16 protein-coding genes are annotated in these 17836 nt (G+C 44.7%); all 16 read right to left on the reverse strand.

The genetic code is table 11. From position 1 onward, the window contains the following. Positions 1 to 24: 24 nt before the first annotated feature. Entirely contained in the window at positions 25 to 783 is a 759-nt protein-coding gene (locus tag TY03_RS11130) for a DNA-methyltransferase (RefSeq protein ID WP_024996438.1), read from the reverse strand. Further along, positions 752 to 2491 carry a PHP domain-containing protein gene (locus tag TY03_RS11135; protein ID WP_187373990.1) on the reverse strand — a complete coding sequence of 580 codons (1740 nt, stop codon included), beginning with the start codon at positions 2489 to 2491 and terminating at the stop codon, positions 752 to 754. Before TY03_RS11135 ends, TY03_RS11130 begins: the two co-directional genes overlap by 32 nt. Further along, positions 2491 to 3519 (reverse strand): toprim domain-containing protein, encoded by a 1029-nt coding sequence (locus tag TY03_RS11140; protein ID WP_027317993.1) that lies wholly within the window; start codon positions 3517 to 3519, stop codon positions 2491 to 2493. The genes TY03_RS11135 and TY03_RS11140 overlap by 1 nt, the downstream gene beginning before the upstream one ends. 4 nt (positions 3520 to 3523) lie before the next feature. Beyond that, positions 3524 to 4882: a DnaB-like helicase C-terminal domain-containing protein gene (locus TY03_RS11145; protein ID WP_024996436.1), complete on the reverse strand. Its 1359-nt coding sequence runs from the start codon at positions 4880 to 4882 to the stop codon at positions 3524 to 3526. Further along, positions 4875 to 5489, reverse strand: a complete 615-nt coding sequence (locus TY03_RS11150) for a hypothetical protein (protein WP_024996435.1) — start codon at positions 5487 to 5489, stop codon at positions 4875 to 4877. The genes TY03_RS11145 and TY03_RS11150 overlap by 8 nt, the downstream gene beginning before the upstream one ends. Further along, positions 5473 to 6081: an RNA polymerase sigma factor gene (locus TY03_RS11155; RefSeq protein ID WP_024996434.1), complete on the reverse strand. Its 609-nt coding sequence runs from the start codon at positions 6079 to 6081 to the stop codon at positions 5473 to 5475. Before TY03_RS11155 ends, TY03_RS11150 begins: the two co-directional genes overlap by 17 nt. Before the next feature lie 101 nt (positions 6082 to 6182). Then, the gene (locus TY03_RS11160) at positions 6183 to 6656 is read right to left on the reverse strand and encodes a crossover junction endodeoxyribonuclease RuvC (RefSeq protein WP_024996433.1); all 474 of its coding nucleotides are present in this window, start codon (positions 6654 to 6656) and stop codon (positions 6183 to 6185) included. Further along, positions 6634 to 8949, reverse strand: coding sequence for a hypothetical protein (locus TY03_RS11165; RefSeq protein ID WP_027317991.1), 2316 nt, complete (start codon positions 8947 to 8949; stop codon positions 6634 to 6636). The genes TY03_RS11160 and TY03_RS11165 overlap by 23 nt, the downstream gene beginning before the upstream one ends. A gap of 2 nt (positions 8950 to 8951) precedes the next feature. After that, positions 8952 to 10007, reverse strand: a complete 1056-nt coding sequence (locus TY03_RS11170; protein WP_034781877.1) for a metallophosphoesterase family protein — start codon at positions 10005 to 10007, stop codon at positions 8952 to 8954. 83 nt (positions 10008 to 10090) lie between these two features. Beyond that, complete coding sequence (locus TY03_RS11175) at positions 10091 to 11356, reverse strand: hypothetical protein (RefSeq protein ID WP_027317989.1); 1266 nt, start codon at positions 11354 to 11356, stop codon at positions 10091 to 10093. A gap of 210 nt (positions 11357 to 11566) precedes the next feature. After that, a complete protein-coding gene (locus tag TY03_RS11180) occupies positions 11567 to 12046 on the reverse strand; it encodes a hypothetical protein (protein WP_051260478.1) in 480 nt (159 codons plus the stop codon). Positions 12047 to 12175: 129 nt separating this feature from the next. Next, positions 12176 to 14758, reverse strand: a complete 2583-nt coding sequence (locus TY03_RS11185; RefSeq protein ID WP_024996432.1) for a hypothetical protein — start codon at positions 14756 to 14758, stop codon at positions 12176 to 12178. Beyond that, entirely contained in the window at positions 14755 to 15321 is a 567-nt protein-coding gene (locus TY03_RS11190; RefSeq protein WP_024996431.1) for a hypothetical protein, read from the reverse strand. Before TY03_RS11190 ends, TY03_RS11185 begins: the two co-directional genes overlap by 4 nt. Beyond that, positions 15311 to 16207: a hypothetical protein gene (locus TY03_RS11195; protein ID WP_024996430.1), complete on the reverse strand. Its 897-nt coding sequence runs from the start codon at positions 16205 to 16207 to the stop codon at positions 15311 to 15313. Before TY03_RS11195 ends, TY03_RS11190 begins: the two co-directional genes overlap by 11 nt. Further along, positions 16191 to 17129, reverse strand: coding sequence for a hypothetical protein (locus TY03_RS11200; protein WP_024996429.1), 939 nt, complete (start codon positions 17127 to 17129; stop codon positions 16191 to 16193). Before TY03_RS11200 ends, TY03_RS11195 begins: the two co-directional genes overlap by 17 nt. Beyond that, positions 17122 to 17802 carry a hypothetical protein gene (locus TY03_RS11205; RefSeq protein ID WP_051260477.1) on the reverse strand — a complete coding sequence of 227 codons (681 nt, stop codon included), beginning with the start codon at positions 17800 to 17802 and terminating at the stop codon, positions 17122 to 17124. The genes TY03_RS11200 and TY03_RS11205 overlap by 8 nt, the downstream gene beginning before the upstream one ends. Positions 17803 to 17836: the final 34 nt, after the last annotated feature.

Here is a 17836-nt window from a genome sequence, read left to right on the forward strand (position 1 = left end):
TGTCTTGAATTTCTACATAATCTGTTATTCAATCTTCAGGCTTATTTCAGCAATCAATATCTCTTTTGCCACATTGAAGTAGTGGCTATCTTTTTCTATTCCGATAAACTTCCGATTGGTATTCAAAGTAGCAATACCCGTTGAGCCGGAACCAAAGCAGTTGTCAAGAACAGTCATACCTTCATGGGTATAGGTTTTGATGAGATACTCCAAGAGGCTAACCGGCTTCTGTGTCCGATGTACACACTTGCTGGGGTGAGGCTTCTGAAACGATATGATACTGGCAGGGTGTTTGAGCCTGCTCAATTCTGCGTCAACCGGCTTATAAACTCCGTAATTCTGATTGGTCGGTGCATCTGTTTTGTGTTTTGTTCCCTTATCGTGATTTGGCTTTCCAACACTCTTTTGAGGATTGTAGACAGGGGCTTTCTTGTAGAATACGGCAATACTCTCGTGTCTTCTCAGCGGCATACGGCTGGCGTTCAGAAATCCCGTTGAGAGCTGTTTGTCCCACACAAGATCATACTTAAACATCTTGCGATTACTATTCACCAGATCCACGTAAAACTGTCCTTGTGCAAAGAGGACTATCACTCCGTTGTCCGAGATGATGGCATTGTAGCTCTCCCAGAGTTTATCGAAAGACAGAGGTTTGTCGTCTTTGTGATTAGTGACACCGTAGGGCAAGTCGCAAAGAATCATATCGACCTTTATCCCTTGCCGGGCAAGCTGTGGCATTATCTCCAAACAATCACCGTGATATAGCGTTATATTGTCTCTCATTGTCGAAATAGTTTACGTTCCACAAATAATCTCTGTGATCGAAAACCAAATCGTCACCATCATTCAATTGATCTGCATATACTACTATCTCTGTTTCGTCTCGCACAACAAGTAACTGAGCATCCTTATCCAGTCGCAGCACCTTACCATTTCCAAGCGTCAACTCGACATGCGAGGTTGATTCTATCTCACCTGCAAGAACCGTCGCTTGTGCCGGATAGAGCCCGGCTCGTTCCGGAAGCAGGAAACGCTCAAAAAGCAGGTTGTACTTTATCGGGTCAATGAGCGTAATCCCCATCAGGTACAATGCCAGACAACCTCCAGCCGAACCACGACCGCACCCGACCAAGATGCCATTCGTTCGAGCCCAATTCACGGTATCAAACTGCACAAGGCAATAATCAACATTATCCGTACTCTCCAAAATGTAAATCTCGTGCTCCAACCGTTTGCGATACACTTCTTCCTCTCCTTTGGGAACCAACCGTTCAAAACCTTCTTCCAGCAAGGCAAGGAACATAGCGTGTCGGTCGCCGTATTTTTGTTTCTCCTCATCGGTCATATCGTATCGTGGCATAAAGTTGCGGTCGGTCTCATAAGCTGCTTCCGCTGCCTCTGCTATTTCTACCGTTGCCCCACACATCCGTTCAAACAGTTTTTCTACATCCCATTTGTTGCTGAACAGTGGCTCAATCACCGTAAAATGCTCATCTACATCCTTAAAATACTGCTCATCGCTCTGCTCATGGGCTGCACTGGTAGCTATCTTGTTTAGAATAATCTTATTCCGCGCATCCTCCTTATCCAAATAGTAGCAGTCACATATCAGTATAGGTTCAATCTCGAATGAAAAGGTTACGGGGTCGGCAAAATTCTCAAAATAGCACGCCACAGAATGCAACACCTCCACATCAATACGCTCGGCTTTATACTCGGTAAGGTCAACCTGAAAGTATAACTTGCCAAAGGCTTCTTTAAGCATTGCTACAACGTGCTTGCTCTGATTGAGCCATAGCCCGGAGCGTTTACCCAATACCAATACAAGCCCTTCGGCATAGTCAAGCAGTTGCCGGAAAGTCAGTGTCTGGTCAGCACTGTCAACCATTATTGCCTTTTGAATACGGAGTAGGTTTCGCAATCCCTTGTCCGCAAGAGCATAAACTTTCATTTCCACCTTTTCATCCAGATGATTTAGCGTAAAAGAGTACCCAAAGACATATTTCAGTTCTACTTTGGCACACTCTTTCTGTAAAGTCAGCGTGGCGGCCATCGTATTGTAATCACAGATGCCGAGAGCCGTATGCCCTAAATATTTAGCCTTTCGTACCCAGTCAGCCACATCACCCGAACCATTCAAGAGTTCAAACGAAGTATGTACCCCCAGATTGACAAACGGAACATTTAGCCGGGTGGGTTGCCGTTTGCCAATGTAGCGGAGCAGATTAAACCGAAACTCCTCACGCAGATCGTAATAGTAAAAGTTGTTTCCGAATGGGAATACTACATAGTAAATCTCTTCCTGCATCAATACATCGGGCGACTCCATCAGGTTAAATCGGACACCGGAATCTGTTACTTTCAGTATGCTGCTAACCCCGTATAAGTCAGCGAGTAGCATCTTCCCAAAATCTTCTATCTCTATCAATTCACTGTCTATCTTCCGAAAGCATATTCGATTCACTTCCAGCCATGCGATTAATTCATTCATTATTCTTGTAATTTTGATAGTTTGTATTCTAATGGACTTCTGAGACGTCCTGAGAAAATCTCAAAAATATCGGTATCGGTCAGGTCTTGCCAATCTTTTGTAGGATCTGCAATATCTGCGATGAAGACCTCAAAGTATGGTGATAGTTCCGTTGCGGTCTGTTTGATGGCCGACACTGCATCTCCATCAAAACCCAGCACCACTGTTCGTACTCCCTTCGTTTGTAGCTTGTAAATCTGTGCCTGTGATACCTTCTTGCCGAAAGTTGCCACCGCCACAAAATGAGGGTTGTCGTACAATTCCAACTTTCGGGTGATCGCCACTACGTCAAAGATGCCCTCAACCAGTATCACCGTATCGGTTTCATCTTCAATCACCGCATCGTAGTTATAGAGTAGCTTCACGAAATCATTCTGCGTAGAGTTGTTAAACCGGCGTATCTGATACTCTCCGGCTCGTTTGGCTTTGCGGTTATAGTTATCAATCTCTTCTTTTGACCAGGTGTGCCGGGCTACATAACCCACCACATCACCGGAGTCTATCACCGGGAAAATCACATAGTCATCATAGCGGCGATTCAGCCCTGCGGTAATACCAACCGGAAACTGCTCGTAATCGTCATAGACAAAACCCCTTGCCTTGAGATATGGATGCGTATAAACCTGTCTGTAAAAATCCGGTAATTCCACTATTCCCAGCGTATCGTCTATCTCTTCTTCATTGTCGAGGGGAAACAATAGGTTCGCATTAAGCGGTGCCGAGAGATCCGCAGTTGGCGTTATCATCAGGTCGGGTCTACCGATCTCTTCCAGCAATTTATCTCGTGTCAGCGTAGAACGACCACAACTGAAACAATGTGCCATAAACGGCTTTTTACGAAGGGTCTCTTTGCCTATGTATATGCCGTATTTATCTTCCTTGCCACAGTAGGGGCAACGGGCAATCAGGTTCTTATTACCACCGTCCCGTTTGGCTCCCAGATGGCGGGTAATCTCCTCAATAAGAAAATCAGTCTCGTGTTTATTCATACGGTTAGCTGTTTAAAGAGAATGTTCGTTGGAAATCACAGAATACCTCATTGTCGTAGTCTGTGGCTATCTTAATCGTATCACCTTTTTTGAAAAACCGGGCTTTCGCAATATGAAGCCGCATCACATCCTCCTGACGTTCTGCCGATGACTGGTTCAATGAAATCAGGTGAGTACATGGACGTGCCAATCCTTTTGCCTCCGAACAGTTGTATTCGGTCAGTACATTGTTCTCGTTGTTAAGCCAGTCCCGGTTCTCGATGGTCGCCTGATAAGTCACGACCATCCACACCTTCTCGTCGGCAGCAAGGTCTTTCAGGTCATTGGCAACGGCAATACGTTTTGAGCGTTCGTGTTCGGCATTCCATACCCGGCGGCTGGCATCAGTCAACAAGTCCATCGAGTCGATAATCACGATGTCCGGATTACGACCGCACTTTTTACGGTATTCGGCAATCCCGTTTTTAATATCCAATGTCGAGACACGGGCATTGAAACGGGGAAAACAACGCACGGTAATCGAACCGCTCAGGGCTTCTACCGTCCGTTCAAACTGTCGCATCTCCGTTTCGGAAATCTTGCCACGCTCAAAGTAGTAGGCATTTTTTGATACCAGACCACCCGAATAAGCATTCAGAGCCTCCTCCTCCGAACCCTCCAACTGGAAATGGAGTATATGCAATCCGTCATCAATGTTACCCCGGATGCCGATATGTTTCACAATGTGGGATTTTCCTACACCTGTAGAAGCCAGGAAGCAGGTTAGCTGCCCACGCAGGTTACGCCCACCGTTCAATGCATCGAGGTATGGCACATAAAATCGCGTCACTTGCGGCATCGAGGAGTTTTGTTCCTCCCGGTCTTTGGCTTGGTTTTGTCGGAATCGCTCGGTAAAGGTCTTGGCAACATCGACAAAGGCAGAAGATTTAAGCGTAAAGCCGGACAACCACTCGGCGTACTCTTTCAGTAAATCCTGCGCTTTCTCTTGTTTGCTTTGATTATAGAGTTTGCCAACTTCCGAATAAACATTTTGTAGTCTGACTCCCTTGATATAACTCTCAAACATATCCAACACCGCTTCCGAACTGCTGTCAATATCATACTCCTGAAAGGTGTTGATTAATTCAATGGCATCGTAATCGGTACTGAAAGCCTGAGCAAGCACAGCATACGTTGGAGGATTTTTATAGTTGCGATAGTGATTGGCCACCACCTCCTGTATCCGTTGAAACGAGCGGTCAGGCAAAAACTCCTTCTCCATATATTGCACCAATACCCCACAAATAGTATCGCTTTGCAAGGCGGTAGCATACAGTTCATAGAGGAACTCCACACTTAGTGGGTTAGTTTTCGGCTTACCCATTTTGCACCTCCTTCCCCTTAAACTCGGCTACCCGAAGACGATATATCTCCGGGTATAACTTTTGGGTTCTGACCTTGCACGCTTTCGACTTTACACAACTGCGGCATACCGAAGAAAAAGGTGTCCAAAGCAAAGTGGAAACCCCACAGATATAGTAACCGACTTCTGTGGATAGTGCCCTGCGCTTGGTCGAATCCTCATAATCGGGATAGATAAACCGAAACAGAGGATGTACGCTGCGGTCTTCTATCTCACGTAGCAGATCCTCACGAGTCAGGTTAAAATTCGCTAACCACCTATCTTCATAATACTTCTGTCCGGGCTTTCGGGTTACAAATCGTGTCAGTGCCTTTATCCCAAACGAATGAGGCAGTTTCCATTTTGGTAGATAATCTGCTCCATATTCGGAAATTTGACGAACCTGGCACACACAGTAATCGACAATGCGTTCCAGACCTACCTCACCGTAATGTTTGGTGAGGTAGTCCAGTGCATCATCAATCTGCTTTTCCGCCAACCGACCACCCGGCATGGCGAAAGTGGATTGAACGCTCAAACGCACGAGGAGCACAAACAAGCGGCTTATGAGCTTACTCTTCTCTTGCATCGCCGTCTCGTGTTATCAGGTTTCGCATTTGCTTTTTGGCTAAGAAGATACGGCTCTTGATGGTGTCCATATTCTTAGCTTTCAGATTGCCATTTTGGAAGGAGATTTCAACAATCTCTTCCATCTTGTAGCCTGCTTGTTGAAGCAGCAGTGCCTCTTTGTGGATGGGAGCCAATTTATCCAACGCTTCCAGAATATCGTCATTGTAATATTGCCGATAATTCTCCATCCCCATGCAGTTACCGCTGATGTGATCATCATCTTCCGTGTCAGGAAGATCCACGACATCCACATTATCGCTGACCTTCATCAGGCTGTTGCGTTTGTTCAGGTCGAACACATGCCGTTGCGCTACGGCATAGATCCAGCTTTTGAGTGGGCGTTCCGGATTATAACTCTCGATGTAGCGAAAGAAATTAACCAGCACTTCGCTGTAGTTATCTTCTATATCGCCATCCTCGAATGTGTATTTGATACAAATACTATATACCAACCTCTTATGAGGTAATATGTACTTAGTAAAAAGTTCGGTTCTGCGCTTGATTGACTCCGGGTCTAAATCACGCTCAGAGGGTAAAGATTGTTTTCTCACACGCTCTTGCCAACATGGTGAAACAAAAAAACTACGTCTCAATCTGTCAGCTAATCCGCATCAATTCATCAATCTAAACTCTTCTTGCAATGGTCAATTCATTAGAAAACACGATACTTGTGGCAGTAGTATTTGAACACCCAGAAAGCATCCGCTTCATCGTCCGTTCGGGGACGGTAGTTGTATTTGGCAACACAGGCGTTTATCATATCAAGTTTGGTCGCTCGGCCGTTTCCTGCACCGAATTTCTTGATACTTGATACGTTTAAGAATACAGGCTCCGGAAGGTTCAGGGTGTCACACACCTCTAAGAGAATACCCCTGAACTCGGAAAGCTTTCGCATATCAATGAAATGATTGTTTACATTAACATCTTCGGCTACTACCAGCCTGATGCTGTGCTTAGTTATAAAATCAATCAACGTATCCCGAAACGCCTTGTGCTGCTTGTTGTCGTTTCGGGCTTTGGATTCATAAAAATTCCATGCCCCCGATTCGTGAACAGAGTAATATCCCGTTTGGGTAGCAATGTCAATGGCGAGTATTTGCTCCTTACACAATCCTTGATTCTCCATTCTCTTTGCGTATAGTTAAAGTATGAGCGTATGACTCACTCACGTGATTATGAGAAACGACAAGTGCCGTTATTCCAAGCTTGTTCAATGACTCAAACATCTTTGCGAGTCCTTCTTCGTCAACCGCACTAAGAATTTCATCCAACACAATAAGCGACAATCCTTTATCAGTATCACAGTTGCTATTAACCAGCTTCTGCATCGCAAGAATCGAGGCGAGTTGCAGGCGTGCAGACTCTCCGGCGCTCAACTTACCAAACGAGCCGCAATCAATGCCATCTCGCAAAATAGAGATAGAGATTTTTTCTCTCATCTTACCTGTTTTAAGCAGGGTATATCCAGAAAATAGGATTCTCAAATCACTGCCGATGCTCTCCAAAAACTCGTTGGTAATCTTACTCAACGCTTCAACCTTCGTATTAGCGAGGTAGGAACGGAACTGAATAAACCGTTGTTCCTGTTCCTGAAGTCGTCTCAGCTCCGTCTCAATTTCCGTTTTCTCCTTCAATACCTCATCCGACTTTTTACGATAGGTCTTAAGCGATGCTTTGAGAGAGAGAATCACCTCATCCGGCAAAGCATTGTTTAGTTCCCCGATAGTGATGTATAAGGTCTCGATAGAACTTTCCATTGCAGCAATATCTTCTCCCAACTTCTTAATTTCACGCTTACGGGAAGTTGTCGCAGCATCCACAATCTCATACGCTTGGTCGAACATTTTACGGCGAGTATTCTCTATGTCATTTTGGATCGAGACAAGTTTGTCTGAAAGCTGTCGGCTCCTTCGTTGCAAGGATTCGAATTTGTAATTCAGTGTTTGCAACTCCTTTTCCGCCACATCCACTTTGGCAAGCCACTCGCTGTTATCGGTATTCAGTTTGCGTCTGGCCTGTTGAATATCTTTCTGATCTTGCTCAATAAAGACAATGGTCTTTTCTGTCTCAGTACGCTTCTGAGTAGTCTTTTCTAACTCCGTTTTTAGGAGTTCTAACTCTTCTTCACCCTGAGCTACATCGAACGATTTGTCTGAAGCCACAAATTCAAATGCACACTTAGGGCAAGTGATAACTCCAGCAATTTTGTTTTTAAGTGATTCAATGGTAGAACTATGTACACGCCTCTTTTCTAAAAGTGAGGTACTGAGTTTATTTGCCTCTTGCATCTCTTTTTCTAAATCAGCGAGCTGTTTTTTATAGCCTTCGCTTTTGGTGGTGGCATCTACAACAAACTGAGCGTGTAGAGATTTTATCTCGGCACATTTATGTGTCTGCTTTTCAACTTCACCACCGATAGTAATAATCTCATCCGAAAGAGCCGCTTGTTCAGTCTCAGCCAGTGATAATTCATTCGTCTTTGTTTGCAGAACGCTATTCCAGTCGGTTAGCTTGCCGAACGGTTTAAGCACCACCTCAATGCCATTCAAACAGATTTTCAACGATTCTTCACTATCTTCAAGTAGCTGAATCTCCTTGTCAGTTGTGTCGAGAGTAAGAAGCACATCTGAAATAGCGTCAATTTGGACACCCATGCCTCGGAGCAATTCCCGTTTATCGGATATGCTTTTCTCAATGGCGGCAATCTTCTCAACTTTGCTTTTAGCACGCTCTTCCTTGAAGTTTTCTTCCTGCTCTATCTGCTCAACAAGCATCTTGATTCGCCCGTCCACTCCGGCCAGTTCCAGATCCACTTCGTGCAGCTCCTTTTCAATGGGGGCAATATCCTCGGTAATCTTAGCTATGGCTTCATCGACTACGATACCATTTGAAAAACGGTTGATAATCTCTTTCTTCTCCTTGTCGGAACTCGAAAGGAAATCCTCGTAGCGGTGTTTTGATAGGATAAAGTTGTTAAAGAGTTCATCACGGGTAATACCCAGTTTTTCGAGTATATACTTGTTGTAGGCATCTACTGAATGCTGTACTGCCTCGTCAGTAGTGACTGTTTTACCATCTCTTTCAATGACACAACGAACCCCTGAAGCCCCTTTGCGATAGAGGGATCTTTCAATGGTAAACACTTCGTTTGACGAACTATTGGCAAACTCCAACGACACATAGCATTCATCGGCTACATCGTTGATAATCTCCTCATTCTTTATTTTTCGAAGGGGTGAGCCGGTAATGCCGATAGCGATGCACTCCAAAAGTGCTGACTTGCCGGAACCGTTCGAGCGTTGGCTTTCGTTATCCCGGTTATCTCCGAAAATAAGCGTGGTTACACCTTGCGTCAGCGTGTAATCCAATTCCTTAAACGCACAGAGATTCTGTGTTGTAATTCTATTTAGTTTCCACATGGTTAGCTGATTTTTGAAAGGTAAGACAATCCCAATTCCACATCCTCAATCTCCTTCTCACGACAAAACGCAGTGTAAGTCTCGCGAATCTTATGGCTATCGAATTTCTCAAACAAAGACGAGGCGGCTACATCCACCTGTTCCGGCTCTTCGGTGATGATTTCCACTTTCGAAGCTCCGGCTTCCAATAGTTTTGCCTTGTCGATACCTGATGCTTTGGCAGAAGTGGAGTGAACTCTTACTTTGGTACGATAACGCCCGGTTTCTTTCAGTTCGTCCAGCAAATCTGTCAAGTGAATATCCACCTTGTCGGCTTCGATGTCGATAACTTTATATCGAACATTAGCCCGGTTCTGGATAAATTCGTGGGTGCCGTCACTATACAATACGGTATATCCCTTCTCTTCATCCTCACCAAAATTATGCTGACGGCTACTGCCGATGTATTCAATTCGAGTTTTAGGAATAACACAGCGATTGTGGTAATGCCCAACAAAGACACGCTCAAACTCATCAAAGATATTTGCCGGAAGCTCCTTCTCACTGGGCTGAGACAATGCGCCGTTAATACCCTCGTGGAGATAGAGAAAATTCTTTTTCTCCGGGTCAATACCGTTCTGTTTTACCTCAGCCAGTTTTTCTGAGAAGTTGCCATCTTCGGGAAAGTAAGGGATGATGTGCAGTAAAGCATATTGCCCGTCACCAATGGGCAGGGTAACGTAGTTGTCTGCTACTAATACATTTGGATGTTGGTCAAAAACGTGGCAATATCCCCGAACTGCTTCTTGATTTACTTTACAATGGTTGCCATTTGCCAAGACCACACGGATGTTGTTTTCAGCGGCTGTTAATAGGCAGTCGTGTATAGCCAGTAGTATATCGAGAGTTTGAGAAGCACGCGAGAGAAACAAATCTCCACCAATGGCGATCTCCCTAACATCTAATTTCTCACATATTGATAGTGCCTCATTCCAGTTTGCCACAAATTCGGGAATATTCTCCTTCCCAATGTGCAAATCATTCATTAAAAGCAGGTACGGATAACTTTTATCTGCCATAATAAGCGTATAAGAGTGATGGAAAAGGCAGTTTAAGGCTGCCTTCTCCAAAACTTGTGAATAAATAATCTGGAATTATCCGCTTATCTACGGCGGCGACGTTCAGTTGATTCTTGTGCCGGTTCTGCTGCCAGCTCCGGTTCCGGCTCAGGCGTAGGAACCTGTTCGGCTTCTGCTTGGGGATCAGTCTCCAAAGCCTCTTCAATCAGGTCAAGCAGTTCCTTGTTGGTAGTAGAACGGGTGATACGCACAGATAGTTTTTCCTGCTCAATAAACTGACGGATCAGCCCTCTGAGTTCTTGTCCCTCTTCGGTCTTATCAGAAAGTCCTTTGTCTTGTAACTCATCGTAGCGATTGAAAAGATCGTCTAACAGCAGACCTGTACCGTTCGAGGCGTTCTCTTTGGCATCCTTGGTGCGTTTGTCAAATGAGAACGAGCTGGTGTCTTCCTTCGGAATCTCGGAGCCTAATGTTTCGATAGCCTCCTGCATATCCCTATCACCCAGAATTGACATGCCGTATTTGGCATCACATTGCTTCAAATACTCAAGGGTAGCTTCGTACTGATAGCGTGAATAACGGTAAATGATTTCAGGAATACGGGTTGCCGCCATCAGTTTAGTTAATTCTTCACCGGTCAACACTTCATTCTCTGATTCGTTGTCAATCTCAATCGAATACTCGGTTTTGGAACCGTTTTTCTTCTTTTCAATCTCTACCGGATAAGCGTTATACACCGATGAGATCGGACATGGAAAGCCCGGAGACTTTGCCAATTTCTTTTGCCACAACTTGAACTTACGTTCGTCAAGTTCTTTAAACTGTGCGTGTGAAAGGGTAAGTAGCTGAAAACCTTTGGCACGTTCGTTCAGGTCAAGGATATACATCACGTGTCCATAGTTAAACTTCAGTCCACCACCAAATGAACCACCGCCAATCTTCTCTGCCAGTTTCTCATCACCCCGGTTCTGGGCCTCGGCAACCGCCAGTTTACGATAGGTGTCAATCAGGTCAACAGTGAATCCCGCATCAGTGGTGCGGGGAACTGTCACATACATGGATGTAACCTTGCCATTACCGGTAGCCGGTTTTTCCAGTTCCATCAACAGTTGACGAACCGGATACTCGTAGCTGCGACGATCATTCGTTCCGTCGCGATTCGGAGCGATAGGCAGGATACGCAGGCGATAAACACCTAACTTATCCATCCTGAAAAACTCAGCCTTGGCAAAAGACTTGTTTTCTTCGAGGGCACGGGTTTGCGCCTCTTCATAACTTTCTTGCGATGCTAAAAACATCTCTTCGACCGACATCATGGGTTGGTCTTTTTCCTCATTGAATTCTTGCATGATTGCAATAGTGTAAAAATTAAACTGCCCGAAGCAATCTAATCAAAACGACAGGCGAGTTCGGTTGCACCGTCCGTCTCAACTAACAATCAGTTTATATTATGGGAGGAAATCGGGGAGAGCTCCCTTGATTCTCTCGGCGACCATGCGCCTCAGTCAGAATAAAACTATCGGCACATTTTCGACCGATGATGTGCAAATGTACAAAACTTACTCGTCACCACAATGACTTTTTTTACTTTTTTGTTTCATTTCCACTCTCATTTTCTGTACTTTATCGCTATTTCTCTGGATATACTGATTGAGCTTTTTCTCACGCATTGCAGTATAAAAAACCGCTCTCTCCGCTGTCAATCTTTTAGGTCGATTACAGCAGATACCTTTTTTTCGATATTCCTCCAAATAGCGGAAAAATTTGGGCTTTTTCAGCGCAGAATCATCCGAAGCCCGACAAACTACTTCGATGGTACGCACCCGAGGTTCAGGATAAGTAGCCTTGGGAGTCATTCGCATAATTATTTCATAGACTGCCGGAACTTCATACTTGAGCATAAAGCCCAATCTTGTCTGCTCGAACTTATACTTTTTCAGTGTCCCCTTTGGTCTTCCGTCCTCTTTTCGACGGGGTGTCGGACTCGGTTTGGGTGGGAGCGTGATTCTCGCCCCCTTGAACTTCTTCGGTTTTGCCATCTTCTTGGGTATTTCTTGATTCTGTTACTATTTCCGGTTTAGTAACCAGAGCATTTGGGATTGCTGTGGCGATATTGCGCCTGCTCTCCACGTCTGATTGAATGTTTACTCTCTTCATATTAGTTGTTATTAAACGAAATAGGTGAAATTAATCTCAGTAGACACATTATACATGCCGCTCTCATATATCTGAACGGTACGTGAATTACCTCGAATGATAAAAGTACAGCCACGATTATACTTCGTATCATCATTCCAGTCCGCAATAGTCGTCCGAAGCCCATACTTGGGAGGTTGTATTTGGTTGGGAATAACAGCCATGACACCACCTTGGTTACTACCGTCACGTTTCGCCGTATTAATGATTCCTTGTATAGAAACCACATTCCCAATTTGGCGCACATAAAATTGTCGTGTGTCGGTTCCACCGCCGGAATTGTTCATCTGCAACCAACCTGTATCAATCAGTTTGGTCTGATACTCCTCGGCATAAGCGGCCCCCAGATTGCGACAAGCCAATTTTTTCGCATCAACATTCGGCAAAGACAAGTCAGAAAGTTTTCCATCTTTGGTCAAATAAGTGTCCGTAACCTCTTTTTTAGAAAATACATCAAACTTCTCACGCATCATCTGTTGCGCCTGAGCGGTGGTTTTACCACTCTTAACCAGATAAGTAATATAATCCTGAAAGAGTTGGTCTAATGCTGCGAACTTGCCATCTGCGGCTGTCTTGGTGTAGACTCCGATATTGGTGGCTACAGAGTCTCTGTCCGATGAGTTATAACCATCCAACAGACGTGGAGCATATTTTTTTAATTCCTTCACTATATCAGAAATCATAGCGTAGCCTTCTACTTGCGATTGTGACACTCCGAAGTTATCAACAAATGCAAAGTTCCCAGTCTTAATACCGTCGAGCTTCTTTTTCAGCGTATCGGTAAATATCACTCCCTGATAGGCACCATCATTGCCGAGCTTCCCGGCCATCATTTCGTCTATCTCCTCAGTTGAATAAACACAAAGATTCTTTCGTGCCTGAATCATACTGGCAAGGTCAGAGAGGTTGGCTGTTTTTGTCAGTTTCAGTTCACCGATGCCTGTCTTCTCCGCATCGATTACACCCCGCACCGCAGCTTGCTTCTCCGCTTTCTTGGCGGCAGCTTGTTCTGGTGACATACCGTTAATCTCATCAGCAGAGAGATTGACCAGTTCTGTCAATTTGCCGTTAATTGTAAGATATTTCTCGTCCGTCTCGTTTTTGGAATAGACAGACAGATTCGTTCGGGCAACCCCTTTATCCAAAAGGTCGTTCAGGTTATTACCAACCCCCGCCTTGTCTTTAAGTGCCTTAACTACATCGTCAGCCGTGACATATCCTTCACCACCGCCACTAATCGAACCGCCCGAAATAGCATCGAGCTTTTTCTTGTAAGTGGAAGTAAAATCTTCGGTGGATAGTTGTTTGCCTGTAACTACCGACACCTTCTTTGCCAATTCATCAGTAAAGCTCTTTTGGGTGACAAATACCGAATAAATATCCGCACCCTTCAATTTGACTTCACCATTCAGATTAATATGCCCTTTAGAAGTAAATACCAGATTGCCGAACAGGTTTTCCAATGTAAAATCATTATTGGTGGTAGAGAGATACCCCAGAGAGGCTATCGATACTCCATCCCGGTCTTGCCACTCAAAGTACGCTGTCAGTTCTGGATCTCCCTTGGCAAACGAGGTGTTTTTCAAAACAGCACTCAGACCATTGCCACAAACTTTGAATGTTCCGTTTACGGTCGTGGTTTTGGTTTTTCCTTCGACAGAGAATAGTGGTACTGAACAACTTTTGCCGTCCCACACATTGAAGTTGCGAAAACGGCTTGTCCCCTGATTAAATCCGACATGGTTGATATTCACAGAGCCATTGTCCGTATCATCCGCTATATTAATGAGATGTGTTTGGTAGATGTACACAGAGCCGACGCGACTCGTCTTGAGGTTGATATGATTACAGATAAACCCGCTTTCACTCAGCTTGGCAATTTCAGTCACACCTTTCATAAACAGGAAAGAGCCATCTGTATCTATTACCACCTCAGCGGTTAACAACTCACCCAGATAAGCCCCCAGTGTTGTGGCTCCCGACTCTTTGATTCGACCACGCAAGCTACGCCCGTCAGCGGATTGAACCGATACATCCTTGGATGATTTTAGACCTTTCTCGACTAACACTTCCCCCGCAAAGGTTACGTCTTTTTTGACCCGCTGCCGTTGCGATGGAGAATCCAACAGTAGCGCATAACGCCCGAAAAATTTATCAATCAGACGGGGCGCAAATTCTTTGGTAATCTCCAAAAAGACAGGGGGAAATCCCGTTACAGGATCTGTAATCTGCGGAACAGTAGTCCCTCCTGTACATAGATAACATGAGCGGCCTCGTTTATTAACCTCATTGGCATAAACGACAGACTCATTACTATTCTTCTCGTAGATAAAGTATGGAAATGCAGCGTTTTTAGCTCCCTCAAAATAGCGAACCTTTCCACCCAGCCAGACATAACCTGGAGCTATAACAGTTCCTTCGATCTGACAGCCGGAAACAATAAATGCCGGACACTCGCCAAAAATGGCGGTCATGCTCAGAGCAAGTTCCTGCAAATTCAATATGTCATCGGAGTAGGTATAACGCCCTCCGGTCTCTGCGATGTATTCTTTCATAAATGTATGTTGTTAGTAGGCTTAATCTCTTCTCCTTCAATTTTAATCAGATAGGTTTTACCTGCAACCTTATAGGTGTTTACCCCAAAAGAGAGCATATAGACAAACTCTTTCGTGGAAATGGTAATCGTGGGGACATTCACGATAAAACTCACTTTGTTTATGGCTCGTTCCTCAGCAATCTGATAAAACTCGCGCGGCTCTTCCAACGGGTTGGCGGTCGCTACATGTTCGTTTTCCTTCCAGACAGTAAATGGTCGGCTGTTAACGGCATTCTCCCGATAAATATCCACACCGAGTGGAGTGCTTTCGGTAATGATAATTCGATCTGTTGAATCGGCAAAATACCTGCTGAATTTATAATTGAGAAACCACTCGAAGTACATTACCTGTGAAGTCATCCGGGCTTCGATATGTTTCTCACGGGCAAAGCCCATGAACCAGTCGTTCAGCACCCGAAGCGGCCATACCCAGCTTTGCAGTAATAGAATGTACCGCCGTCCACTCAGATAATAGGGCACTAAGCGGTTGATGAGTTTGTCTGTAGGTAGTTTATATCTCATTGCCTGCATCGAGTATTAATTTGATAGCCTGACGAAAGTTCGGAATCTCTTTTTCTTCGCCGCTGCCACCGGATTGTTTCAAGTAACCGGATGAAGTATGCGTCATTCGGCCCACTTTGCGGGTAGGTGTGATATGTCCGTCCGAATCATAGGGGGCAATAAAAATTCCCTGTGTAGGGATCGTGTCCGTATCGATGTGTACATCCGTCACGTGCTCCGCTCCACGGATCGCAGCGATAATGTCTGATACATAGATGGTAGAGTCAAACTTGATGTTCATCATATACTCGTTCAACTTCTCCTCAATGCGGTCGTACACCTCAGATTCCATCACTGCACCGTCATGGTAAACCGATACTCTGGGTATCAGTACATCGCCCTCCTGACTGGCTATTTCGATTCTCGTTCCGGCAAACTTTATCTTGTTGATATATGCCTGTATCATTATCAACTCTTCCTGTGGAATACTTTTTAGCTTGCCCTTTTCTCCGGTTGCCACCTTTAATATCAGCTTATTATCCAAATTCACATCACTGGAACTTTCCATGTACGAAGCCTGAGTAATAATCTGTTTGGTTTCGTCTATATCTGCATAACCAAACGCCAAGCCATCTTCCCTGACCATCAGTTCATCACCCTTTTGATACTGCATAAGGGCATTGATATAGTAAGTAGGCGTACCGTTTATCCGATTGTTGATTACATTTGAAATGTCAATGGCAAAGACATCCAGTATGCTTTCAAAGCTAAATACTACCGCAGCGAAAGTCCAGGTAATACCGTTTAGAACAGACAGCTTTGAGTCACTGTCAAACTCTGATAGCTCAAGGCGTTTATTGCGTTCCTTGATAGCCTTCTCGTATATTTGTTTAATGGTTCTGCTCATATTTATAAGTCGTTTCATTAATGATAAATTCCCATATACCACCTTCGTTCCATGCAGGCTCGTGGGTCAGTACCCAGACGGCTTCCATACCCGAAGTGATGCGATAGTGACTGTTGCTGTCTCTGGTCGGTTCTCGATATTCTCCCGATGGTCGGGCCGTCATCACCACCTTACAATTACGACGGTTATCATGCTGCCGGACTAATCCAATCAGGTAGGCATCTATGGTAGGCTGGCGATAGATGGTTTGCGTCAGTGAGAGTGACATCAGGTTTTTCAACTCCAAGAGTGGGGTCAGGTCGTTTGTTTTCAATCCATCGAGCGACACACCAAAGGCAGTTTCCAGCATCGGTAGAGAATCAATTGACAGAGTAGCGTTATTCAATACAAAGCGTTCAATCGGAATGGATTTTAATATATACAGTTCAATTGGTCGCAATCCGCTAATATCAAGCTGATTGATATGCCCTTGCATATACATTGAAACGTGTCGTTTATTCCCGATAGTAGAATCGAACAAATGACTAAATACAGTTATCTTATCCGACAACGTGATGGTTTGAACCTCGGAGTTATCCCCCCAATCCAGTTCGATTTTTCCATTACCTGAAACCGAAAACTCGACTCCAACCTCTTTAGCGGATGTATAGATCTCTACCGTTTTAGGTAGCGAAAACACCTTCGGATAGACATGCTGCTCTCCGGATGCCGGAGTGATACCGTGCATCTTGTAATAAGCGGTCACCTCCTTGTTAATCTGATAATCATCTGAATAGATAAGCTCGTCTCCGGCTTTCAAGTCCGTATCAAACGATACCGATTCATTGTTCACCAACAAATCGGTAACGCCTTCCACAGCTCCATAGATATGCAGGGCTACATCATAGATGTTTTGCCCTTGTATGACAATGTATTTACCCATTTTTCTCTTTGACCTCCAGTAAAAGTTCTCCCGTTTCAGAATTCATATAAGCGTTTACCACAATCATATTGTCCGCTTCAAACTCTTTTTGCAGCTTGGCGGCCAGTCCGCTATTCTCAAAATTACCATGCAAAAAATCGATCAATCCGACACCCGTAAGTGGATGCTGGTAGAGTGTTCCGGCTGTGGCTTTGAGCAGGAAGTTTTGATTCTGGGGCAACGAAGCTTGGATAAGCAGATCGGTCTCATGGCCACTGTAAATCTGAAACACTCCCTCCTTGAGCGTGAAATTATAGACCTCTTCGCTGCCGAGTGTCCGGTACTGGGCAACCCGAATCATATTGTTATCGGGCAACACCACACGATACCACGGTCGATTGGTCGTTTGATTGAGAATATATTCCGGCTGTGAGTTCTCTACATCCATCCGCAATCGCACCTGTAACTCTTTGTTCAGTGGCTTATAGGGCAAACGGATATGGACTTGAAACCCATCTTTGACCCGTTTTTCAAAGCCTTTGGGAATCAGAATCTCGCCATAGCAGAAATTATCGTTATCCAACCCATCGACGCGCCCCAGCAATACAAAATCGTAGTAGCTTTTGCCAACAATATTCTCCGCTGTTTCCAGCTCTCCAAAATTCGTATCTATCTGTATATCTTGTCTTGCCATAGTTGCGTAATAAAAAACCGCCCACCTTTTTTGA

It is taken from the genome of Bacteroides neonati (assembly GCF_000499785.1).
Taxonomy (GTDB): domain Bacteria; phylum Bacteroidota; class Bacteroidia; order Bacteroidales; family Bacteroidaceae; genus Bacteroides; species Bacteroides neonati.